The 18,612-nt window shown below is 67.4% G+C and carries 20 protein-coding genes; 16 read left to right on the top strand and 4 right to left on the bottom strand.

Annotated elements, in window-relative coordinates; all coding sequences use genetic code 11:
* Window positions 1-33: 33 nt before the first annotated feature.
* From G6N30_RS17580 to G6N30_RS17540, 9 genes are all read left to right on the top strand, one after another.
* Window positions 34-1,086: a 2,3-butanediol dehydrogenase gene (locus G6N30_RS17580; protein ID WP_134054963.1), complete on the top strand. Its 1,053-nt coding sequence runs from the start codon at window positions 34-36 to the stop codon at window positions 1,084-1,086.
* Entirely contained in the window at window positions 1,086-1,898 is an 813-nt protein-coding gene (locus tag G6N30_RS17575; RefSeq protein ID WP_134054961.1) for an acetoin reductase, read from the top strand. Before G6N30_RS17580 ends, G6N30_RS17575 begins: the two co-directional genes overlap by 1 nt.
* 43 nt (window positions 1,899-1,941) lie before the next feature.
* Window positions 1,942-3,258 carry a GAF domain-containing protein gene (locus G6N30_RS17570; RefSeq protein ID WP_134054959.1) on the top strand — a complete coding sequence of 439 codons (1,317 nt, stop codon included), beginning with the start codon at window positions 1,942-1,944 and terminating at the stop codon, window positions 3,256-3,258.
* Window positions 3,255-4,778, top strand: a complete 1,524-nt coding sequence (adh, locus tag G6N30_RS17565; protein WP_134054957.1) for an aldehyde dehydrogenase — start codon at window positions 3,255-3,257, stop codon at window positions 4,776-4,778. The genes G6N30_RS17570 and adh overlap by 4 nt, the downstream gene beginning before the upstream one ends.
* A gap of 112 nt (window positions 4,779-4,890) precedes the next feature.
* Entirely contained in the window at window positions 4,891-5,364 is a 474-nt protein-coding gene (locus tag G6N30_RS17560) for a DUF779 domain-containing protein (RefSeq protein WP_407664659.1), read from the top strand.
* Between the two features lie 29 nt (window positions 5,365-5,393).
* Complete coding sequence (locus tag G6N30_RS17555; RefSeq protein ID WP_179965479.1) at window positions 5,394-5,672, top strand: putative holin; 279 nt, start codon at window positions 5,394-5,396, stop codon at window positions 5,670-5,672.
* The gene (locus tag G6N30_RS17550) at window positions 5,665-6,213 is read left to right on the top strand and encodes a hypothetical protein (protein WP_134054953.1); all 549 of its coding nucleotides are present in this window, start codon (window positions 5,665-5,667) and stop codon (window positions 6,211-6,213) included. The genes G6N30_RS17555 and G6N30_RS17550 overlap by 8 nt, the downstream gene beginning before the upstream one ends.
* Window positions 6,214-6,244: 31 nt before the next feature.
* A complete protein-coding gene (lpdA, locus tag G6N30_RS17545; protein WP_134054951.1) occupies window positions 6,245-7,639 on the top strand; it encodes a dihydrolipoyl dehydrogenase in 1,395 nt (464 codons plus the stop codon).
* A complete protein-coding gene (locus tag G6N30_RS17540) occupies window positions 7,636-7,905 on the top strand; it encodes a hypothetical protein (RefSeq protein WP_134054949.1) in 270 nt (89 codons plus the stop codon). Before lpdA ends, G6N30_RS17540 begins: the two co-directional genes overlap by 4 nt.
* A 57-nt stretch (window positions 7,906-7,962) precedes the next feature.
* Here G6N30_RS17540 and G6N30_RS17535 read toward each other — a convergent pair whose 3' ends face one another.
* Entirely contained in the window at window positions 7,963-8,499 is a 537-nt protein-coding gene (locus tag G6N30_RS17535; protein WP_134054948.1) for a carboxymuconolactone decarboxylase family protein, read from the bottom strand.
* Window positions 8,496-9,911 carry an acetate metabolism transcriptional regulator RamB gene (gene ramB / locus G6N30_RS17530; protein WP_134054946.1) on the bottom strand — a complete coding sequence of 472 codons (1,416 nt, stop codon included), beginning with the start codon at window positions 9,909-9,911 and terminating at the stop codon, window positions 8,496-8,498. Before ramB ends, G6N30_RS17535 begins: the two co-directional genes overlap by 4 nt.
* Before the next feature lie 119 nt (window positions 9,912-10,030).
* Between ramB and G6N30_RS17525 the strand changes: the two genes are divergently transcribed.
* The 4 genes from G6N30_RS17525 to G6N30_RS17510 all read left to right on the top strand — a co-directional run bounded on the left by G6N30_RS17525 (window position 10,031) and on the right by G6N30_RS17510 (window position 14,337).
* Window positions 10,031-10,846: an acyl-[acyl-carrier-protein] thioesterase gene (locus G6N30_RS17525; RefSeq protein WP_134054944.1), complete on the top strand. Its 816-nt coding sequence runs from the start codon at window positions 10,031-10,033 to the stop codon at window positions 10,844-10,846.
* A 267-nt stretch (window positions 10,847-11,113) separates the two neighbouring features.
* A complete protein-coding gene (aceA, locus tag G6N30_RS17520; protein WP_134054942.1) occupies window positions 11,114-12,400 on the top strand; it encodes an isocitrate lyase in 1,287 nt (428 codons plus the stop codon).
* Between the two features lie 89 nt (window positions 12,401-12,489).
* Window positions 12,490-13,350: a 3-hydroxybutyryl-CoA dehydrogenase gene (locus G6N30_RS17515; protein ID WP_134054940.1), complete on the top strand. Its 861-nt coding sequence runs from the start codon at window positions 12,490-12,492 to the stop codon at window positions 13,348-13,350.
* A gap of 111 nt (window positions 13,351-13,461) precedes the next feature.
* A complete protein-coding gene (locus G6N30_RS17510) occupies window positions 13,462-14,337 on the top strand; it encodes a hypothetical protein (RefSeq protein WP_134054938.1) in 876 nt (291 codons plus the stop codon).
* A gap of 61 nt (window positions 14,338-14,398) precedes the next feature.
* Here G6N30_RS17510 and G6N30_RS17505 read toward each other — a convergent pair whose 3' ends face one another.
* On the bottom strand, window positions 14,399-15,265 hold the full coding sequence (locus tag G6N30_RS17505; protein ID WP_134054936.1) for a polyphosphate kinase 2 family protein: 867 nt from the start codon (window positions 15,263-15,265) through the stop codon (window positions 14,399-14,401).
* Window positions 15,262-15,969, bottom strand: coding sequence for a TetR/AcrR family transcriptional regulator (locus G6N30_RS17500; RefSeq protein ID WP_134054935.1), 708 nt, complete (start codon window positions 15,967-15,969; stop codon window positions 15,262-15,264). Before G6N30_RS17500 ends, G6N30_RS17505 begins: the two co-directional genes overlap by 4 nt.
* An 85-nt stretch (window positions 15,970-16,054) precedes the next feature.
* On the opposite strand from G6N30_RS17500, the gene G6N30_RS17495 reads away from it, so the two are divergent.
* From G6N30_RS17495 to G6N30_RS17485, 3 genes are all read left to right on the top strand, one after another.
* A complete protein-coding gene (locus G6N30_RS17495) occupies window positions 16,055-17,395 on the top strand; it encodes a DUF445 domain-containing protein (protein WP_134054933.1) in 1,341 nt (446 codons plus the stop codon).
* Window positions 17,396-17,488: 93 nt separating this feature from the next.
* A complete protein-coding gene (locus G6N30_RS17490) occupies window positions 17,489-17,974 on the top strand; it encodes a helix-turn-helix domain-containing protein (protein WP_134054931.1) in 486 nt (161 codons plus the stop codon).
* Window positions 17,967-18,590 carry a heparin-binding hemagglutinin gene (locus G6N30_RS17485; protein WP_134054929.1) on the top strand — a complete coding sequence of 208 codons (624 nt, stop codon included), beginning with the start codon at window positions 17,967-17,969 and terminating at the stop codon, window positions 18,588-18,590. The genes G6N30_RS17490 and G6N30_RS17485 overlap by 8 nt, the downstream gene beginning before the upstream one ends.
* Window positions 18,591-18,612 lie beyond the last annotated feature (22 nt).

Raw genomic sequence — 18,612 nt, 5'->3', positions numbered from 1 at the left:
CGGAGTGTGGTCGCGGTCACATAGAACTGCGGCATGAAAGCTGCGGTGTATCACGGACCCAACAAGCTCGAGGTGGCTGACGTCCCCGAACCCAGCACTCGGGAGGGCACCGTGAAGGTGCAGGTGGGATTCAACGGGATCTGCGGCACCGATCTGCACGAGTACTACGCCGGGCCGATCTTCATCCCCACCGAGCCGCACCCCCTCACCGGGCGTGAGCTGCCACTGGTCATGGGTCACGAGTTCTCGGGTGTGATCACCGAGGTCGGCGCGGGCGTCGCCGGGTGGCGCGAAGGCGACCGGGTGGCCGTCGAACCGATCTACAAATGCGGACACTGCGCACCGTGTCGAGCCGGCAACTACAACATCTGCGCGCAGATCGGGTTCCACGGCCTGATGTCCGACGGCGGCATGGCCGAGTACACCGTCGTACCGACCGAGATGCTGCACCGGCTGCCCGACACCGTGAGCCTGGAACTCGGCGCACTGGTCGAACCGATGTCGGTGGCCTACCACGCCGCCACCCTCGGCGACGTGCGGGAGGGCGACACCGCGATGGTGTTCGGCGCCGGTCCGATCGGCATCGGGCTCTGGTTCGCACTGCGCGGCAAGGGAATCGACGACGTCTTCGTCGTCGAGCCCTCCGCCACCCGCCGCGCGTCGATCGAAGCCCTCGGAGCCCGGACCCTCGACCCCACCGCTGTGGACGTGCCCGGCCACATCGCCGAGCACACCGGCGAACGAGGCGCCGACGCCGTCTTCGACGCGGCCGGTGTCGCTCCCGCCGTGCAGACCGCGTTGGCCTGCGTCGGCGCGCGACGCCCGATGGTGAGCGTCGCGATCTACGAGAAGCCGCTGACCACGCCGCTGCTCAACCTGGTGATGAACGAATCCCGCATCCAGGGCTCGCTGTGTTACACGGCGGCCGACTTCGAGGCCGTCATCGCGCTGATGGCAAGCGGTGCGTACGACACCACCGGGTGGGTCACCGCGATCGCCATCGACGACGTCGTCGACGAGGGCTTCGAGGCCCTGCACGCCGGCGAGAAGATGAAGGTCCTGGTCGACCCGACGAAGGAGAATTGATGGCAACCCAGATTCCCGCCCCGCTGTCGGGCAAGGTGGCGCTGGTGACCGGCGCCGGTCGTGGCATCGGCCGCGGCATCGCGCTCGAGCTGGCCCGTCAGGGCGCCGACGTCGCACTGGTCGACGTCTCCGAGGACGCCCTCGCCGAGGCGGCCGGTGAGGTGGCCGGAATGGGCGCCAAGACAACCACATTCGCCGCCGACGTGAGTGACCGCGACGCGGTGTTCGCCGCCGTCGACCACGCCGCATCCGCCCTCGGCGGTTTCGACGTGATGGTGAACAACGCCGGCATCGCGCTGGTCGGCCCGATCGCCGAAGTGACCCCCGAGGACCTCGCCCGGCTCTGGGCGATCAACGTCGACGGCGTGCTCTGGGGCATCCAGGCGGCGGCCGCGAAGTTCAAGGAGTCCGCGAACGGAGAACAAGGAAAGATCGGCAAGATCATCAATGCCTCGTCGATCGCCGGGCACGAAGGCTTCGCCATGCTGGGCCCGTACAGCGCCACCAAGTTCGCGGTGCGGGCGCTCACCCAGGCCGCGGCCAAGGAGTACGCCGCCGACGGCATCACGGTCAACGCCTACTGCCCCGGTGTGGTGGGCACCGACATGTGGGTGGAGATCGACAAGCGCTTCGCCGAGCTCACCGGCGCCGCCGAGGGCGAGACCTTCGCGAAGTTCACCGAGGCCATCGCGCTGGGCCGTCCGGAGACGCCGCAGGACGTCGCCGGGTTCGTGGCCTACCTGGCCGGACCGGGCGCCGACTACATGACCGGTCAGGCCGGTCTCATCGACGGCGGCATGGTCTACCGGTGACCGCCTTGGCGCATCGTTGTGACGGGGAGCACAATCGGCTGTGATGCCTCGTCCGCCTGTTCCCGAGCCCGCTGTCGCAGCGGGCGAGGATCCGCGCCAGTACGCCCGGTTGATGTCGGCGGTGTACGACGCCACCATGGCCGGCGACCGCGCGCCCGCGCGGCCCCGCCGGGTGATCGAGGAGTCCTGGCACCGGCTGATGGCCCGCGGCATCGAGCCCGACACCCTGCCCGAACCCGAGGTGGAGGGCACCACGCTCGAGGAGTTGCGACAGGCCTCCGGTTTGATGTCGGTGCTCGACGATTTGTCGCGCGGACTGGAATCGCTGATCGTCGAGGGCGACAACATCCTCGTCGTCGCCGATGCGCGCGGCCGGGTGCTGTGGCGGGCCGGGTCGCGGGCGGTGCTCGGGTCCGCGGACCGGCTCGGCTTCATCGAGGGGGCGCACTGGGGTGAGAACGCCGTCGGCACCAACGCGATCGGCACCGCGCTGATGTCGAACAGCGCGGTGCAGGTGTTCTCCGCTGAGCACTTCGCGCGCAGCCACCACTCGTGGACGTGTGCCGGCGCCCCCATCAAGGATCCCCGAACCGGCCACGTCATCGGCGTGGTCGACGTGTCCGGTCCCGCAGCCACCGTGCACCCGACGACGGTGGCGCTGGTCGACGCCGTCGCCCGGCTCGCCGAATCGCATCTGCGTGAACAGCACAACCGCACACTCAACAGCCTGCGCATGGTCGCTGCCCCCATCCTCGCCCGCATCGGCAGTCCCGCACTGGCGGTCGACCCCGACGGCTGGGTGGCCGCGGTGGATTCGCTGCCACCGCACAACCGGATCGCGCTGCCCCGCGAGGTCGCCCCGGGCCGGCTGCTGGTCCCGGCCCTCGGGCTGTGCGACGTCGACCCGCTGCCCGGTGGATGGCTGGTCCGGCTGGCGGCCGACCCCGAAGCCGACGGGGTGGGGGCGCAGGTCGCCCTCGATCTGCGCAACCCCGACTCCCCGGCGCTGCAGATGGTCGGGCAGGTCGGCGGCTGGCGCCGCGACCTCAGCCTGCGGCACGCGGAAATCCTTCTCGCGCTGTCCTTCCGGCCCGAGGGCCGGTCCGCGCCGGAGCTGGCCCGCGACCTCTACGGCGACGCGTCGCGGGTGGTCACCGTTCGCGCCGAGGTGTCGCGGATGCGCAAACAGTTCGTCGGATTGCTCGCCGCCCAGCCGTACCGCATCGCCCACTCAGTGCGTCTGGAGGTGCAGTACCCCGCCGATATGATGCGGCTCCTGCCGACCTCGACCGCGCCCGTGGTCCACGCCGCCCGTATCGAACCCCCGAATCCCCAACCCCTTCAAGGAGGAAACGCATGACTGTTTACACCCGTCCGGGTGCTGCCGATGCACTGATGGCTTTCCAGTCGCGGTACGGCAATTACATCGGTGGTGAGTGGGTGGCGCCGGTCGGTGGGGAGTATTTCGAGAACGTGACGCCGGTGACGGGGCAGGCGTTCTGCGAGATCCCGCGCTCGACGGAAGCCGACATCGACAAGGCGCTCGACGCCGCGCACGCCGCCGCTCCGGCGTGGGGGAAGACCCCGCCGGGGGAGCGGGCGCAGATCCTGCTCAAGATCGCCGACCGCATGGAGGCGAACCTCGAATCGCTGGCGCTGGCCGAGTCGTGGGACAACGGCAAGCCGATCCGCGAGACGCTGGCCGCCGACATCCCGCTGGCCATCGACCATTTCCGCTACTTCGCGGGTGCGGTCCGCGCGCAGGAGGGTGCGCTGTCGCAGATCGACGACGACACCGTCGCCTATCACTTCCACGAACCGCTCGGCGTGGTCGGGCAGATCATCCCGTGGAATTTCCCGATCCTGATGGCGGTGTGGAAGCTCGCCCCCGCGCTGGCCGCGGGTAACGCCGTCGTGCTCAAACCGGCCGAGCAGACGCCGGCCTCGATCCTGTATCTGATGTCGTTGATCGGCGACCTGCTGCCCGCCGGGGTGCTCAACGTGGTCAACGGATTCGGCGTCGAGGCGGGCAAACCGCTGGCGTCGAGCAATCGCATCGCGAAGATCGCGTTCACCGGTGAGACCACCACCGGCCGGCTGATCATGCAGTACGCCAGCCAGAACCTGATCCCGGTCACGCTGGAGTTGGGCGGCAAGAGCCCGAACATCTTCTTCTCCGACGTGATGGCCGCCGGCGACGACTTCCAGGACAAGGCGCTCGAGGGTTTCACGATGTTCGCGCTCAACCAGGGTGAGGTGTGCACGTGCCCGTCGCGCAGCCTGATCCAGGCCGACATCTACGACGAGTTCCTCGAACTGGCGGCGATCCGTACGAAGGCTGTGCGCCAGGGGGATCCGCTCGACACCGAGACCATGATCGGGTCGCAGGCCTCCAACGACCAGCTCGAGAAGGTGTTGTCCTACATCGAGATCGGCAAGGACGAAGGTGCCCGGGTGGTCACCGGCGGGGAGCGTGCCGAACTCGGCGGCGACCTCAACGGCGGCTACTACGTGCAGCCCACGATCTTCGAGGGCAACAACAAGATGCGCATCTTCCAGGAGGAGATCTTCGGCCCCGTGGTGGCGGTGACGTCGTTCAAGGACTACGACGACGCGATCGCGATGGCCAACGACACCCTCTACGGCCTGGGCGCCGGGGTGTGGAGCCGCGATGGCAACACCGCCTACCGCGCCGGACGCGACATCAAGGCCGGCCGGGTGTGGACGAACTGCTACCACATGTACCCCGCGCACGCGGCGTTCGGCGGATACAAGCAGTCCGGCATCGGGCGTGAGACCCACAAGATGATGCTCGACCACTACCAGCAGACCAAGAACCTGCTCGTGTCCTACAGCAACAAGGCGCAGGGGTTCTTCTGACGAGCGCTCGCGCGAGGAAGCGACAACACTGATGGATGCCGAACGTGAGCTCGTGCGCGATGAAGCGCCCGGATCTCGCGCACAAGCTCACGTTCGCCCGCATCGCGCACTCGTGACCCAGGCCGCCGCCGACCTGCTCACGAAACTGCAGGGCCGTCACGGCGCGCTGATGTTCCACCAGTCCGGCGGCTGCTGCGACGGGTCGTCACCGATGTGCTACCCCGACGGCGACTTCATCGTCGGCGACCGCGACGTGCTGCTCGCGGTGCTCGACGTCGGTGACGACGGCGTCCCGATCTGGATTTCCGGACCGCAGTTCGACACCTGGAAGCACACCCAGCTGGTGATCGACGTGGTGCCCGGCCGCGGCGGCGGGTTCAGCCTCGAGGCACCGGAAGGGATGCGGTTCCTCAGCCGGGGCCGCGCCTTCACCGACGCGGAGAACGCCGCCCTCGACCGGGACCCGCCGCTGACCGGCGCCCGGTACGCCGAGGGTGACCGTCCCGGACAGCGGGCGCCCGTGGTGGCCGAGGCCCAAGACGCGTGCCCGATACCTGGGAGGCGCGCCGCGCGCGTGCAGGGGTGACGGCGTTCGGCGGCGTTATCGTCGAATGCGTGATACCGCTGCCGCGCGCCTGGGCGCTGACCACCGCGATGTTGGTCGGCGCCGCTGTCGGGTTGGTCGCCGCCGTCACCTCGACCCTGCTGATCACCGCGACCGTACGGCCGGACGCCGTCATCGGCCTCGTGGTCGGAGTGCCCGGGGTGCTCGGCGTACTGATGATCCTGCTCTCGGGCCGGCGCTGGGTCACCACGGCGGGGGCGTTCGTGCTGGCCGTCGCGCCGGGCTGGCTGGGCGCTCTGGCACTGATCGAGGTGGTCAACGGTGGCTGACGACGGCAAAGACCCGACGACGGGCGAACACACGTCGCCCTACCTGCCGACGTTCGACACCGGCGGCTTCCGCCAGCCGGACCCCGTGACGCCGCTGGCCGCCAGACCCGAACCCACGCTCACCCTCGACCGGGATCCCGAACCCGATCCGATCGCCTACCAGGCCCTCGAGCTGTATCCGGACTCCGAGCCGATCGCCGTTCAGCCCGTCCAGCCCGTCGTGTTGCCGGGTTCCTACCAGTTCCTCAAGCGCTGGCTGTTCGCATTGATGCTCGCCGCGGTGTGGGTGGTGGCCGCGCCCGTCGGGGCCGGCTTCTACTACTGGTGGGTCGGCGACCTGGATCCGGACAAGACCTGGCCCGTCTACGGCGTTCTGGTCTACCTGGTCTGCGCCACGGTGGCAGGGCTGGTCGTGGCGATGGTGGCCAGGAAGCCGATCATCTCCGCGCTGGCGATCGCGGTGATGTCGGCGCCGCTGGCGTCCACCGCCGGTGCGGCCGCGCTGTACGGCGGCTATGTGTTCGGTTGGATCGCACGCTGACACAGCCGCCGCGACCACTAGGGTGGTGGACGTGACCCACTATGACGTCGTCGTTCTCGGAGCCGGTCCCGGCGGATACGTCGCGGCTATTCGCGCTGCCCAACTCGGGCTGAACACCGCAATCGTCGAACCCAAGTACTGGGGCGGCGTGTGTCTCAACGTGGGATGCATCCCGTCGAAAGCCCTGCTGCGCAACGCCGAACTGGTGCACATCTTCACCAAGGAGGCCAAGACCTTCGGGATCAGCGGGGAGGCCAGCTTCGACTACGGCGCCGCCTTCGACCGCAGCCGCAAGGTCGCCGAGGGCCGTGTCGCCGGCGTGCACTTCCTGATGAAGAAGAACAAGATCACCGAGATTCACGGGTACGGGACGTTCACCGACGACCACACCATCGAGGTCGACCTCAACGAGGGCGGCACCGAAACCGTCACGTTCGACAACGCCATCATCTCCGCGGGTGCCAGCACCCGGCTGGTCCCCAACACGTCGCTGTCGGAGAACGTCGTCACCTACGAAGAGCAGATCATGGAGCGGGAACTGCCCGGCTCGATCGTCATCGCCGGTGCCGGCGCGATCGGCATGGAGTTCGGCTACGTGCTGAAGAACTACGGCGTCGACGTCACGATCGTCGAATTCCTGCCGCGCGCGCTGCCCAACGAGGACGCCGAGGTCTCCAAGGAGATCGAGAAGCAGTTCAAGAAGCTCGGCGTGAAGATCCTCACCGGCACCAAGGTCGAGTCGATCGACGACGACGGCAAGCAGGTCACCGTCACCGTCAGCAAGGACGGCAAGTCCCAGGAACTCAAGGCCGACAAGGTGATGCAGGCCATCGGCTTCTCACCGAACGTCGAGGGCTACGGCCTCGACAAGGCGGGCGTCGAGCTGACCGACCGCAAGGGCATCGCCGTCGACGACTACATGCGCACCAACAAGCCGCACATCTACGCGATCGGCGACGTCACCGGGAAACTGCAGCTCGCCCACGTCGCCGAGGCGATGGGTGTGGTGGCCGCCGAGACCATCGCCGGCGCGGAGACCCTGCCGCTCGGCGACTACCGGATGATGCCGCGCGCCACGTTCTGCCAGCCGCAGGTCGCCAGCTTCGGGCTCACCGAGGAGCAGGCCCGTGAGGAGGGCTACGACGTCAAGGTCGCGAAGTTCCCCTTCACCGCCAACGGCAAGGCGCACGGCATGGGCGCCCCGGCCGGCTTCGTCAAACTCATCGCCGACGCCAAGTACGGGGAACTGATCGGCGGCCATCTGATCGGCCACGACGTCTCCGAGCTGCTGCCCGAACTCACCCTCGCGCAGAAGTGGGATCTGACCGCCAACGAACTGGCCCGCAACGTGCACACCCATCCGACCCTGTCGGAGGCGTTGCAGGAAGCCTTCCACGGGCTGGTCGGCCACATGATCAACTTTTGAGAAACGAGATCGTCGCCGGCGTCGGCGGATTCGTGGTCGGCCACATCCTCTGGCTGATCGCGATCTCGCTGGCCACCAGCGCCACCGACGTCAGCACCTGGGTGCTGGTGGTCGCCGGCCTGTCGTTCGTCCTTGGCGCCGTCGCGGGATATCTCGGATGGCGCAAGTTCCAGGCGAAGTCGTACGTGTGGTCGACGTTCGTCTGGGGGCTGGCGGTCTCGCCGGTGCTGTTCTCGATCGTCGTCCTGGGCGTGACGTACCTCTGACCCCGGTCGGCCCCCGCAAGCGGGAGGTACCCCCGTCGCTCCTGCCCGCCGAATCCCCTAGTCCGGGAAGTCCAGTGGCACCTGCAGCGTGCTGATGGTCGCCGCCAGACCGTCGTAATGCGCTGCGAGCAAGCAGAATTCGATGAGCTGCGGCTTGGTCAGATGGCGGGACAGCACCGCCCACGTCTGCGGTGACACCCCGCGGGTGACCACGAACTCGTCGGTCGCGGTGATCAGCACCCGCTGCCGGTCGGTCAGCCCCGCGGCGTCGGGCCCCTCGAAGATCCTGGCCTGCAGGTCGGCGTTCACCCCGCGGCTGCGGGCCAACCGGCGGTGCTGCTGCAGTTCGTATTCGCACTCGCGCAGATGGCCCACCCGCAGGATGACCAGCTCGGCGTCCTGGCGGGACAGCTTGCCCAGCGAGCCGAGCAGCACACCGCTGTAGGGCAGGAACGCCAGGAACAGCAGGCGGTGCTGGCCCAGCACGGTGAACAGGCTGAACCGTGGCGCCCGGATGGCGCGCGCGCCGGCCTTGGCGATCACCCAGTTCAGCGGTCCGAGTTCCCGGAATCCGCCGGGCGCGATACGGGTCACGACTGCTTCACCAGGTACGGCGAGACCGTGGACCGGTGCTCGTCGAGGTCGAGGGCGCGGCCGAGCGCCGGGAACGCCCGCTGCGGACAGTTGTCCCGCTCGCAGACGCGGCAGCCCGCCCCGATGGGCGTCGCATTCTCACCAGAAAGATCCAATCCCTCGGAGTAGACCAGCCGATGCGCATGGCGCAGTTCGCATCCGAGTCCGATCGCGAACGTCTTACCCGGCTGACCATAGCGCGAGGCCCGGCGCTCCACTGTCCGCGCCACCCACATGTAGTTGCGGCCGTCGGGCATCTGGGCGATCTGCACCAGGATCTTGCCCGGGTTCGCGAAGGTCTCGTAGACGTTCCACAGCGGACAGGTGCCGCCGCTGGAGGAGAAGTGAAAGCCCGTCGCCGACTGGCGTTTCGACATGTTCCCCGCGCGGTCGACGCGGACGAACGAGAACGGCACGCCGCGCATCGACGGCCGCTGCAGCGTCGAGAGCCGGTGGCCGATCGTCTCGTAGCTGACCGAGTAGAACGCCGAGAGCCGCTCGACGTCGTAGCGGAAGTTCTCCGCGACATCGTGGAACTGCCGGTACGGCAGCACCGTGGCGGCGGCGAAGTAGTTGGCCAGGCCGAGGCGGGCCAGGGTGCGGGATTCCTCGCTGGTGAACATGCCCTCGTCGACCATCTTGTCGATCAGGTCGCCGAATTCCAGGTACGCCAGTTCGGCGGCCATCTTGAAGACCTGCTGGCCGACCGACAGGTGGGTGCTCATCTCCAGGGTCTTGGTGCCCGGATCGAACCGGTGCAGGACGGTGTCGCCGAGGTCGATGCGGCGCACGATGTGCACGCCGTGCACGGTCGACAGCCGGTTGGACAGCTCACCGGCGAGGTCACCGCGGTGCATGCGCATCCGGACCGTCAGGTCCTCGGCGGCGCTGTCGAGTTCGTGCAGATAGTTCTGGCGCTGATAGAAGTAGTCGCGCACTTCCTCGTGGGGCATCGTGATCGACCCGCTGCCGCTGCCGTCGCTGTAACGGTCCTCCGTGGCGGCGGCCAGCTGGGTGGTGGTCAGCCGGTAGCGGCGGTGCAGGTTGACCATCGCGCGCGCCAGCGTCGGGTGCGTGACGACCATGTCGGCGATCTCCGCCACGTCGACGTCCACACCGAGGTCGCGGTCCATGGCGACCTCGCGCAGTTCGGCGACCAGCCGGGTGTCGTCCTGCGAGGCGAAGAAGGTGGCGTCGACACCGAAGACCTCGGTGATGCGCAGCAGCACCGCGACGGTCAGCGGGCGGACGTCGTGCTCGATCTGGTTGAGGTAACTCGGCGAGATCTCGAGCATCTGTGCCAGGGCGGCCTGGCTGTATCCGCGTTCGCTGCGCAGTTGTCTGACACGCGATCCCACGAACGTTTTCGGCACGTCAACCAGCGTAACAAGGCTGCTAATCAGCATCTTCGCATTCTTGGCACGGTGCAGGCTGTGGCAGTATCGGGGCGCCTGGCATCTCCGCGTCGGGCAGTCAGCAGGGAGGACCGCAGGTGACCGGCACGACGACAGGCACCGGCCTGAGCAAGACGATGATGCCGGTGCCGGATCCGCACCCCGACGTCTTCGACACCGGATGGCCACTGCGGGTCGCCGACATCGACCGCACCGGCCGGTTGCGCTTCGACGCCGCGACCCGCCACATCCAGGACATCGGCTCCGACCACCTGCGTGAACTGGGATACGAGGCCACCCACCCGCTGTGGATCGTGCGGCGCACGATGATCGACCTGATCCGGCCCATCGAGTTCCAGGACATGCTGCGGCTGCGGCGCTGGTGTTCGGGGACGTCGAACCGGTGGTGCGAGATGCGGGTGCGCATCGACGGCCGCAAGGGCGGCCTGATGGAGTCCGAGGCGTTCTGGATCAACATCAATCGCGAGACCCAGGGACCGGCGCGGATCAGCGACGACTTCATCGCCGGCCTGCAGCGCACCACCGATGTCAACCGGTTGCGGTGGAAGGCCTACCTGAGCGCGGGCAGCCGCGACGACGCCCACGAGATCCGCGAGTATCCGGTGCGGGTCAGCGACATCGACATCTTCGACCACATGAACAACTCGGTGTACTGGTCGGTGGTCGAGGACTACCTCTACAGCCATCCCGAGTTGCTGCAGGCACCGCTGCGGGTGACGATCGAGCACGATCTCCCGGTGGCCCTCGGCGACAAGCTGGAGATCATTTCGCACGTGCATCCGGCCGGTTCCACCGACAAGTTCGGTCCGGACCTGGTGGATCGGACTGTTACAACGCTCACATATGCGGTCGGCGACGAGACAAAAGCCGTCGCATGCCTGTTCGCGCTCTGAGGTTCCCGGTTTAACAGTACGGGCGTACTGACCAGCGGAAACCGGTTACTCGCCAGTAGCTACTGAACCGGTCAAGGAGTTTGCGCCTTCGCAACCTTCGCAACTTTGCTGTCCCGCTTGGCAAAACTTGGCGATCGAAACGGGTGGACCTGCGGTTATGCCGTAGTGCATCCTCGGATTAGCACAGCAGTGAAGTCGTGTCGGTGTTAACAAGCCGGGAACTCCGGCCCCACCGGCAGCGAGCAAGTAAACCGAAGGAGCAGTCCAATGTCGACCGTTGGCCAGCCGAAGTCCCCCGAAGAGATCCAGAAGGACTGGGACACCAACCCCCGCTGGAAGGGCATCACCCGCGAGTACTCCGCCGAAGACGTCGTCGCCCTGCAGGGCTCGGTCGTCGAGGAGCAGACGCTGGCCCGCCGCGGCGCCGAGGTGCTGTGGAACCAGCTGCACGACATGGAGTTCGTCAACGCCCTCGGCGCGCTGACCGGCAACATGGCCGTCCAGCAGGTCCGTGCGGGCCTCAAGGCCATCTACCTGTCCGGGTGGCAGGTCGCCGGTGACGCGAACCTGTCCGGCCACACCTACCCCGACCAGAGCCTCTACCCGGCCAACTCGGTGCCGCAGGTCGTCCGCCGCATCAACAACGCGCTGCTGCGCGCCGACGAGATCGCCAAGGTCGAAGGCGACACCTCCGTCGAGAACTGGCTCGTCCCGATCGTCGCCGACGGTGAAGCCGGCTTCGGTGGCGCGCTCAACGTCTACGAGCTGCAGAAGGCGATGATCGCCGCCGGTGTCGCGGGCTCGCACTGGGAAGACCAGCTCGCCTCGGAGAAGAAGTGCGGCCACCTCGGCGGCAAGGTGCTGATCCCGACCCAGCAGCACATCCGCACCCTGACCTCGGCCCGTCTGGCCGCCGACGTCGCCGACGTGCCGACCGTCGTCATCGCCCGTACCGATGCCGAGGCCGCCACGCTGATCACCTCCGACGTCGACGAGCGCGACCAGCCGTTCATCACCGGTGAGCGGACCAAGGAAGGCTTCTACCGGGTGAAGAACGGTATCGAGCCGTGCATCGCCCGCGCCAAGGCCTACGCGCCGTACTCGGATTTGATCTGGATGGAGACCGGCACCCCCGATCTCGAGCTCGCCCGCAAGTTCGCCGAAGGCGTGCAGGCCGAGTTCCCGGACCAGATGCTGGCCTACAACTGCTCGCCGTCGTTCAACTGGAAGAAGCACCTCGACGACGCCACGATCGCGAAGTTCCAGAAGGAACTCGGCGCGATGGGCTTCAAGTTCCAGTTCATCACGCTGGCCGGCTTCCACGCGCTGAACTACTCGATGTTCGATCTGGCCTACGGCTACGCCCGCAACCAGATGACCGCCTACGTCGAGCTGCAGGAGCGCGAGTTCGCCGCCGAGGAGCGCGGTTACACCGCGACGAAGCACCAGCGCGAGGTCGGCGCCGGCTACTTCGACCGGATCGCCACCACCGTGGACCCGACCAGCTCGACCACGGCGCTGACCGGCTCCACCGAAGAGGGCCAGTTCCACTAGAGCCCGTTCGCCGAGCGCACGGTTGTTGTACGCAAACGTCGACCAGACGTGTCAACAACCGTGCGTTCGTCGTCTGTTAGGAAGTAGCAGTGAGCAATCCCATTGAACGAGTAGGCGTGGTCGGTGCCGGCCAGATGGGCGCGGGCATCGCCGAGGTGTCCGCCCGCGCGGGCGTCGACGTGCTGGTGTTCGAGACCACCGATGCGCTCGTCACGGCCGGACGTGACCGGATCACCAAATCGCTCGAGCGGGGCGTCAGCGCCGGCAAGGTCACCGAGCGCGAGAAGTCGGCGGCGCTGGGGAAGCTGAGCTTCACCACCTCACTGGCGGATTTCGCGGACCGCCAGCTGGTGATCGAGGCGATCATCGAGGACGTGGCGGTCAAGGCGAAGGTCTTCGCCGAGTTGGACAAGGTCATCACCGACCCCGAGGCCGTGCTGGCGTCGAACACCTCGAGCATTCCGATCATGAAGCTCGGCGCCGCCACGCAGAATCCGGGCCGCGTGCTGGGGCTGCACTTCTTCAATCCGGTGCCGGTGCTGCCGCTGGTCGAGCTGGTCGGCACGCTGGCCACCTCCGATACGGCGATCGCGCGCACGGAGCAGTTCGCCAGCGACGTGCTCGGTAAGCAGGTGGTGCGCTGCAGCGACCGGTCGGGCTTCGTGGTCAACGCGCTGCTGGTGCCGTATCTGCTGTCGGCGATCCGCATGGTCGAGGCGGGTTTCGCGACGGTCGAAGACGTTGACAAGGCGATCGTGGCCGGCCTGTCGCATCCGATGGGGCCGCTGCGGCTCTCGGACCTGATCGGGCTGGACACCATGAAGCTGATCGCCGACGCGATGTTCGACGAGCTCAAAGATCCCCACTTCGCGCCGCCGCCGCTGCTGCTGCGCATGGTCGAGGCGGGTCAGCTGGGCAAGAAGTCGGGCCAGGGCTTCTACAAGTACTGATTTCTGCGCCGAGCGCACGGTTGTTGACGGATTTCGCGCGGATTCCGTCAACTTCCGTAGTCTCGCGGCGGTCGATGGGAACCGAGCGCGTCGTTTCCACGCCTAATAGTCGTGGAGGACTTGATCCGTGCGTCCGAGGCGATCGCCGCCGGGACAGTGACGCGGAACGACTTGCGCCGTCGCTACGTCAAACTGCATCGCAACGTCTACGCCCGGCGCGAGCTCGAACTGACCGCCCTCGACCGCGCCAAGGCGGCCTGGCTGTGGTCGGACCGCGAGGCGGTGCTCGTCGGGAACTCCGCGGCGGCGCTACTGGGAGCCAAGTGGCTGTCTCCTGACGTGCCGGCTGAAGTCGGACGGGTCCGGTATCCGTCGCCTCCCGGAATCGTCGTGCGAAGCGGTGCGATTGCCGACGACGAGATATGCGTGGTCGGCGAAATGCGTTGCACCACACCTGATCGCACCGCGTACGACTTGGGACGGCGGCTCGTGCCGCTGGAACGCGCAGTCGTCGGGATCGACGCGCTGCTCAACGCGACACGTGTTCCCGCCTCGGCCGTTGGCGCGATCACCTCCCGCTACCCAGGCGCTCGGGGCATCCGTCATCTCCGCCAAGCGCTCGACCTGGTCGACGCGGGTGCCGAGTCGCCGCAGGAGACCCGGCTACGGCTCCTGTACGTGCTGTCCGGGCTGCCTCGGCCGGCCACACAGATTCCGGTCCGGGACGATCGCGGGCGCGTGATGCGGCGCATCGACATGGGCTGGCCGCAGTGGATGGTCGGCGCGGAGTACGACGGCGAACAGCACTTCACCGATCCTGAGGCGTACGCCGCCGACATCGAGCGCCTCGAATTCCTCGCCGAACGCGGGTGGACGATCGTACGGGTCAGCTCTCGCCAACTGCGATGGCAGCGCCCAGAGGTTGTGGCGCGGGTGCGAAGGGCGCTCGCAGCGGCGGGTATCTCGACGCGAGACTACGGAAGTTGACGGGAATCGGGCGAAATGCGTCAACTTCCGTAGTCTCGGCGCAAGATGGCAGTCGGTGCGATCAAGCCTCGGCGAGGCGGGCCTTCTCCGCGTCGACGTCGAAATTCGGTGGCGGCCATGACATGTTGAGGCCCTTGAGCGCTTCGATGAGCAGTTCGGTGATCGCCAGGCGGCTGTACCACTTGCGGTCACACGGCACGACGTACCACGGCGCGTAGTCGGTCGACGTGCGGTCGAGCACCGCCTGGTAGGCCTGCTCGTACTTCGGCCACAGCAGCCGCTCGTCGATGTCGGCGGGGTTGTACTTCCAGTACTTGTCCGGACGTTCCAGCCGTTCGGCCAGCCGGCGCTTCTGCTCCTGCAGCGACACGAACATCGCGACCTTGACAAGCGTCACCCCGCTGTCGACGAGTTCACGTTCGAAGGCGTTGATCTCGTCGTAGCGGGCACCCCAGACGTCCGGCGCAACGAGGTCGTGGACCCGCACGATCAGCACGTCTTCGTAGTGCGACCGGTCGAACACCCCGATGTGCCCGGGCTCCGGCAGCGCCTTGCGGATGCGCCACAGGTAGTGGTGCGCCAACTCCTCCTCGGTCGGCTTGCCGAAGCTGGTGTACTTGACGCCCTGTGGATTCGCCGCTCCCACAACGTGTTTGACGATGCCGCCCTTACCGGCGGTGTCCATCCCCTGCAGGATCAGCAGCACCGAACGGGTGTCGCCGGCGCGGCTGTTGGCGTACAGCATCTCCTGCAGTTCACCCAGCCGCACACTGCGCTCGGCCTGCAGCACGGGGGCGTCGGCCTTCGATCCACCGAATCCCCGCGTCGCGGAGGTCTCGATGTCGGCCACCTTGTCGCCCGGCCGGAACCGGAGGTGGACATGCGGGTCGTGGGACCAGAGGGCGGGGAGTTCGGCTTCTCGGCTCATTGCTCCATCGAGGGGGAAGGCAGGATCGGGGACGGGTGTGGCGAGGACCGGAACTTCTCCAGCGAGCCCCCCACTTCGACGATGCCGCACAGCGCGCTCCACGACAGCATCGTGAGGTAGTCGATGAGTTCGTCGGCGCTCATCCGCGGATGCGACATCCACGAGTGCGTGGCCAGCTGCACCCCGCCGACGATGTGATACGCCCACGGCTCGACACCACCGGTGTCCATCCCCGCCCTTGCCATCCGGCGGCGCAGCATGACCGCGAGCATGCGGGCGATGATCTGCTCGGAGTCCGCGACGGCCTTGCTCTTGCTGGCGGAGTTGTTGGCCATGACGAAGCGGTAGGGCTCCGGTTCGTTGGCGACGGTCTCCACGTACACCTTGATGATCTCGCGGGTCAGGTCGTAGCCGTCGAGGTTCGAGGTCAGCGCCGCGGCCATGTTGGGGATCAGCGTGGTCTGGGCGAACCGCATCATCACCGCGGTGGTCAGGTCGTTTTTGTCGACGAAGTAGCGGTACAGGACGGTCTTGGAGACGCCGATCTCGGCGGCGATCTCGTCCATGCTGACGTTGCTGCCCAGTCGACGGATCGCTTCCAGGGTGCCGTCGACCAACTCGTTGCGGCGTTCGACCTTGTGCTGATGCCAGCGCCGCTTCCGACCATCGGTCTTGACCGCCAAAGGCGGGGTCTGTTGTGCCACTATCCCCGTTGTCCCATTCACTAGTCCTTCTCGATACTACGGCCGATGAGCGCTCGAAGCCGCGTCGGACCGGCGCGCTCGCGCGATGGCGGATGATGGACGAGTGGCAACCACACAGCACGTCGACCCGGCCGGGACGCGGCGCAGCTTCGCCGAGGCGATCGCGGGCGCGGACTCGGCCGCCGACGCCGAACGCCGTCGCGGCCTGCGACGCATGAAGTCCGTCGCGCTGGGCTTTCTGCTCGGCGCGACGGCGATCTTCCTGCTCTGCACCTGGGCCCAGTCCCAAGGTGCCACCGCGGCGTGGATCGGCTACGTGCGCGCCGCCGCCGAGGCGGGCATGGTCGGCGCGCTCGCGGACTGGTTCGCGGTCACCGCGCTGTTCAAGCATCCGCTGGGCATCCCGATCCCGCACACCGCGATCATCAAACGCAAAAAGGACCAGCTCGGCGAGGGTCTCGGCGAGTTCATCCGGGAGAACTTCCTGTCCCCGGAGAACGTGGAGACCAAGCTGCGCGACGCCGACGTGGCGGGCCGTCTGGGCAAGTGGTTGTCCGACCGCTCGCATGCCGAGCGGGTGGCCAAGGAGACGGCCACCGTGCTGCGGGTCCTGGTGGAGATGCTGCGCGACGAGGACGTCCAGGACCTGCTCGACCGGATGATCGTCAAACGCATCGCCGAACCGCAGTGGGGTCCGCCGGTGGGCCGGGTGCTGTCAGAACTGCTGCACGCGGGCCGTCAGGAGGCGCTCATCCAGCTGCTCGCCGACCGGGCGTTCGAGTGGTCGCTCAACGCGGGCGAGGTCATCGAGCGGGTCATCGAGCGCGATTCGCCGCAGTGGTCGCCGCGCTGGGTCGACCACCTGGTGGGGGACCGGATCCACCGGGAACTGATGGACTTCACCGACAAGGTGCGGCGCAACCCCGATCACGAACTCCGCCGCTCGGCGACCCGCTTCCTGTTCGAGTTCGCCGACGATCTGCAGAACGACGAGGCGACGATCCGGCGCGCGGAGAACGTCAAGGAACAGATCATGGCCCGCGACGAGGTGGCGCGCGCTGCGGAGACGGCGTGGAGCGCGGCCAAGCGCATCATCCTCGAGTCGGTCGACGACCCGTCGTCGACGTTGCGCGCCCGCATCGCCGACTCGGTCATGCGCATCGGTGAGAGTTTGCGCGACGACGCCGAACTGCGCGACAAGGTGGACAACTGGATCATCCGCGGGGCGCAGCACATCGTCGGTGAATACGGCGGCGAGATCACCACGATCGTGACCGACACCGTCGAGCGCTGGGACGCCGACGAAGCCAGCCGCCGCATCGAGCTGCATGTCGGCCGCGACCTGCAGTTCATCCGGATCAACGGCACCGTGGTCGGGGCGCTCGCCGGCCTGACGATCTATTCGATAGCCCAGCTACTATTCTGACCTGCGCTAGCTGGTGCTTGCAATAGTTAGCACCCCCGCGTACGGTTGGTGGTGTCGTTGATCGGAACCCGCGTTTCGAGGGGGTCGCCACTCATGTCGCAAGACGAGCACCTTGCCGCCGTGGTGACCAACGCCGCTCAGGACATCGGGAGCTTCATCCGCAGCCAGCGTGAAGCGGCGCAGGTGTCCGTACGACAGTTGGCCGAGAAGGCCGGGGTCAGCAATCCCTACCTCAGTCAGATCGAGCGGGGATTGCGGAAACCGTCCGCCGATGTGCTCAACCAGATCGCCAAAGCGTTGCGGGTCTCGGCCGAAGTGCTCTACGTCCGGGCGGGGATCCTCGAGCCCAGCGAAGCCGGACAGGTCCGCGACGCCATCGTCAACGACACGGCGATCACCGAGCGGCAAAAGCAGGTGCTGCTCGACATCTACACGTCGTTCTGCCAGCAGAACGAGGCAGCAGGAGGCGAAGTAGATGAGGAGCCAACGACCGACTACCCACCTGTCGCTGGCGACCTGACCGCACGCGCACTAGGAACCACACCCCAAGATTCCGGAAAGGACATCCAACATGGCTGAGAAGAACACCCAAGTCGAGATCGAAGACCTCAAGGCGCCGCTGCTCGCCGCCGTCGGTGCTGCCGATCTGGCCCTGGCCACCGTCAACGAGATCGTCGCGAGCCTGCGTGAGCGTGCCGAGGAGGCCCGCACCGACGCCAACAGCCGCGTCGAGGAGAGCCGCGCCCGCATCAACAAGCTGCAGGAAGAACTCCCGACGCAGGTCGGCGAGCTGCGCGAGCGGCTGACCGCCGACGAGCTGCGCCGCGCCGCCGAGGGCTACGCCGAGGCCGCGCAGAGCACGTACGCGAAGCTGGTCGAGCGTGGCGAGGCCGCACTGGAGCGGCTGCGCAGCCAGCCCGGCTTCACCGACGCCGCCAACCGCGTCGAGAACTACACCGATCAGGCCGTCGAGCTGACCGAGCAGGCGCTGGGCAACGTGGCGTCCCAGACCCGCGCCGTCGGCGAGCGCGCCGCCAAGCTGGTCGGTGTCGAGCTGCCGAAGCGGACCGAAGAGGCCGCCGCGCCGGTCAAGGAGACCGCCAAGAAGGCCCCCGCCAAGGCGCCGGCGAAGAAGGCCCCCGCCAAGAAGGCTCCGGCCAAGAAGGCTCCGGCCAAGAAGGTCACCCAGAAGTAAGTCGAATTCGACCGCAGGATGA

This window comes from Mycolicibacterium litorale (genome assembly GCF_010731695.1).
Taxonomy (GTDB): Bacteria; Actinomycetota; Actinomycetes; order Mycobacteriales; family Mycobacteriaceae; genus Mycobacterium; species Mycobacterium litorale.
This window is presented reverse-complemented; position numbering and strand designations above follow the sequence as displayed.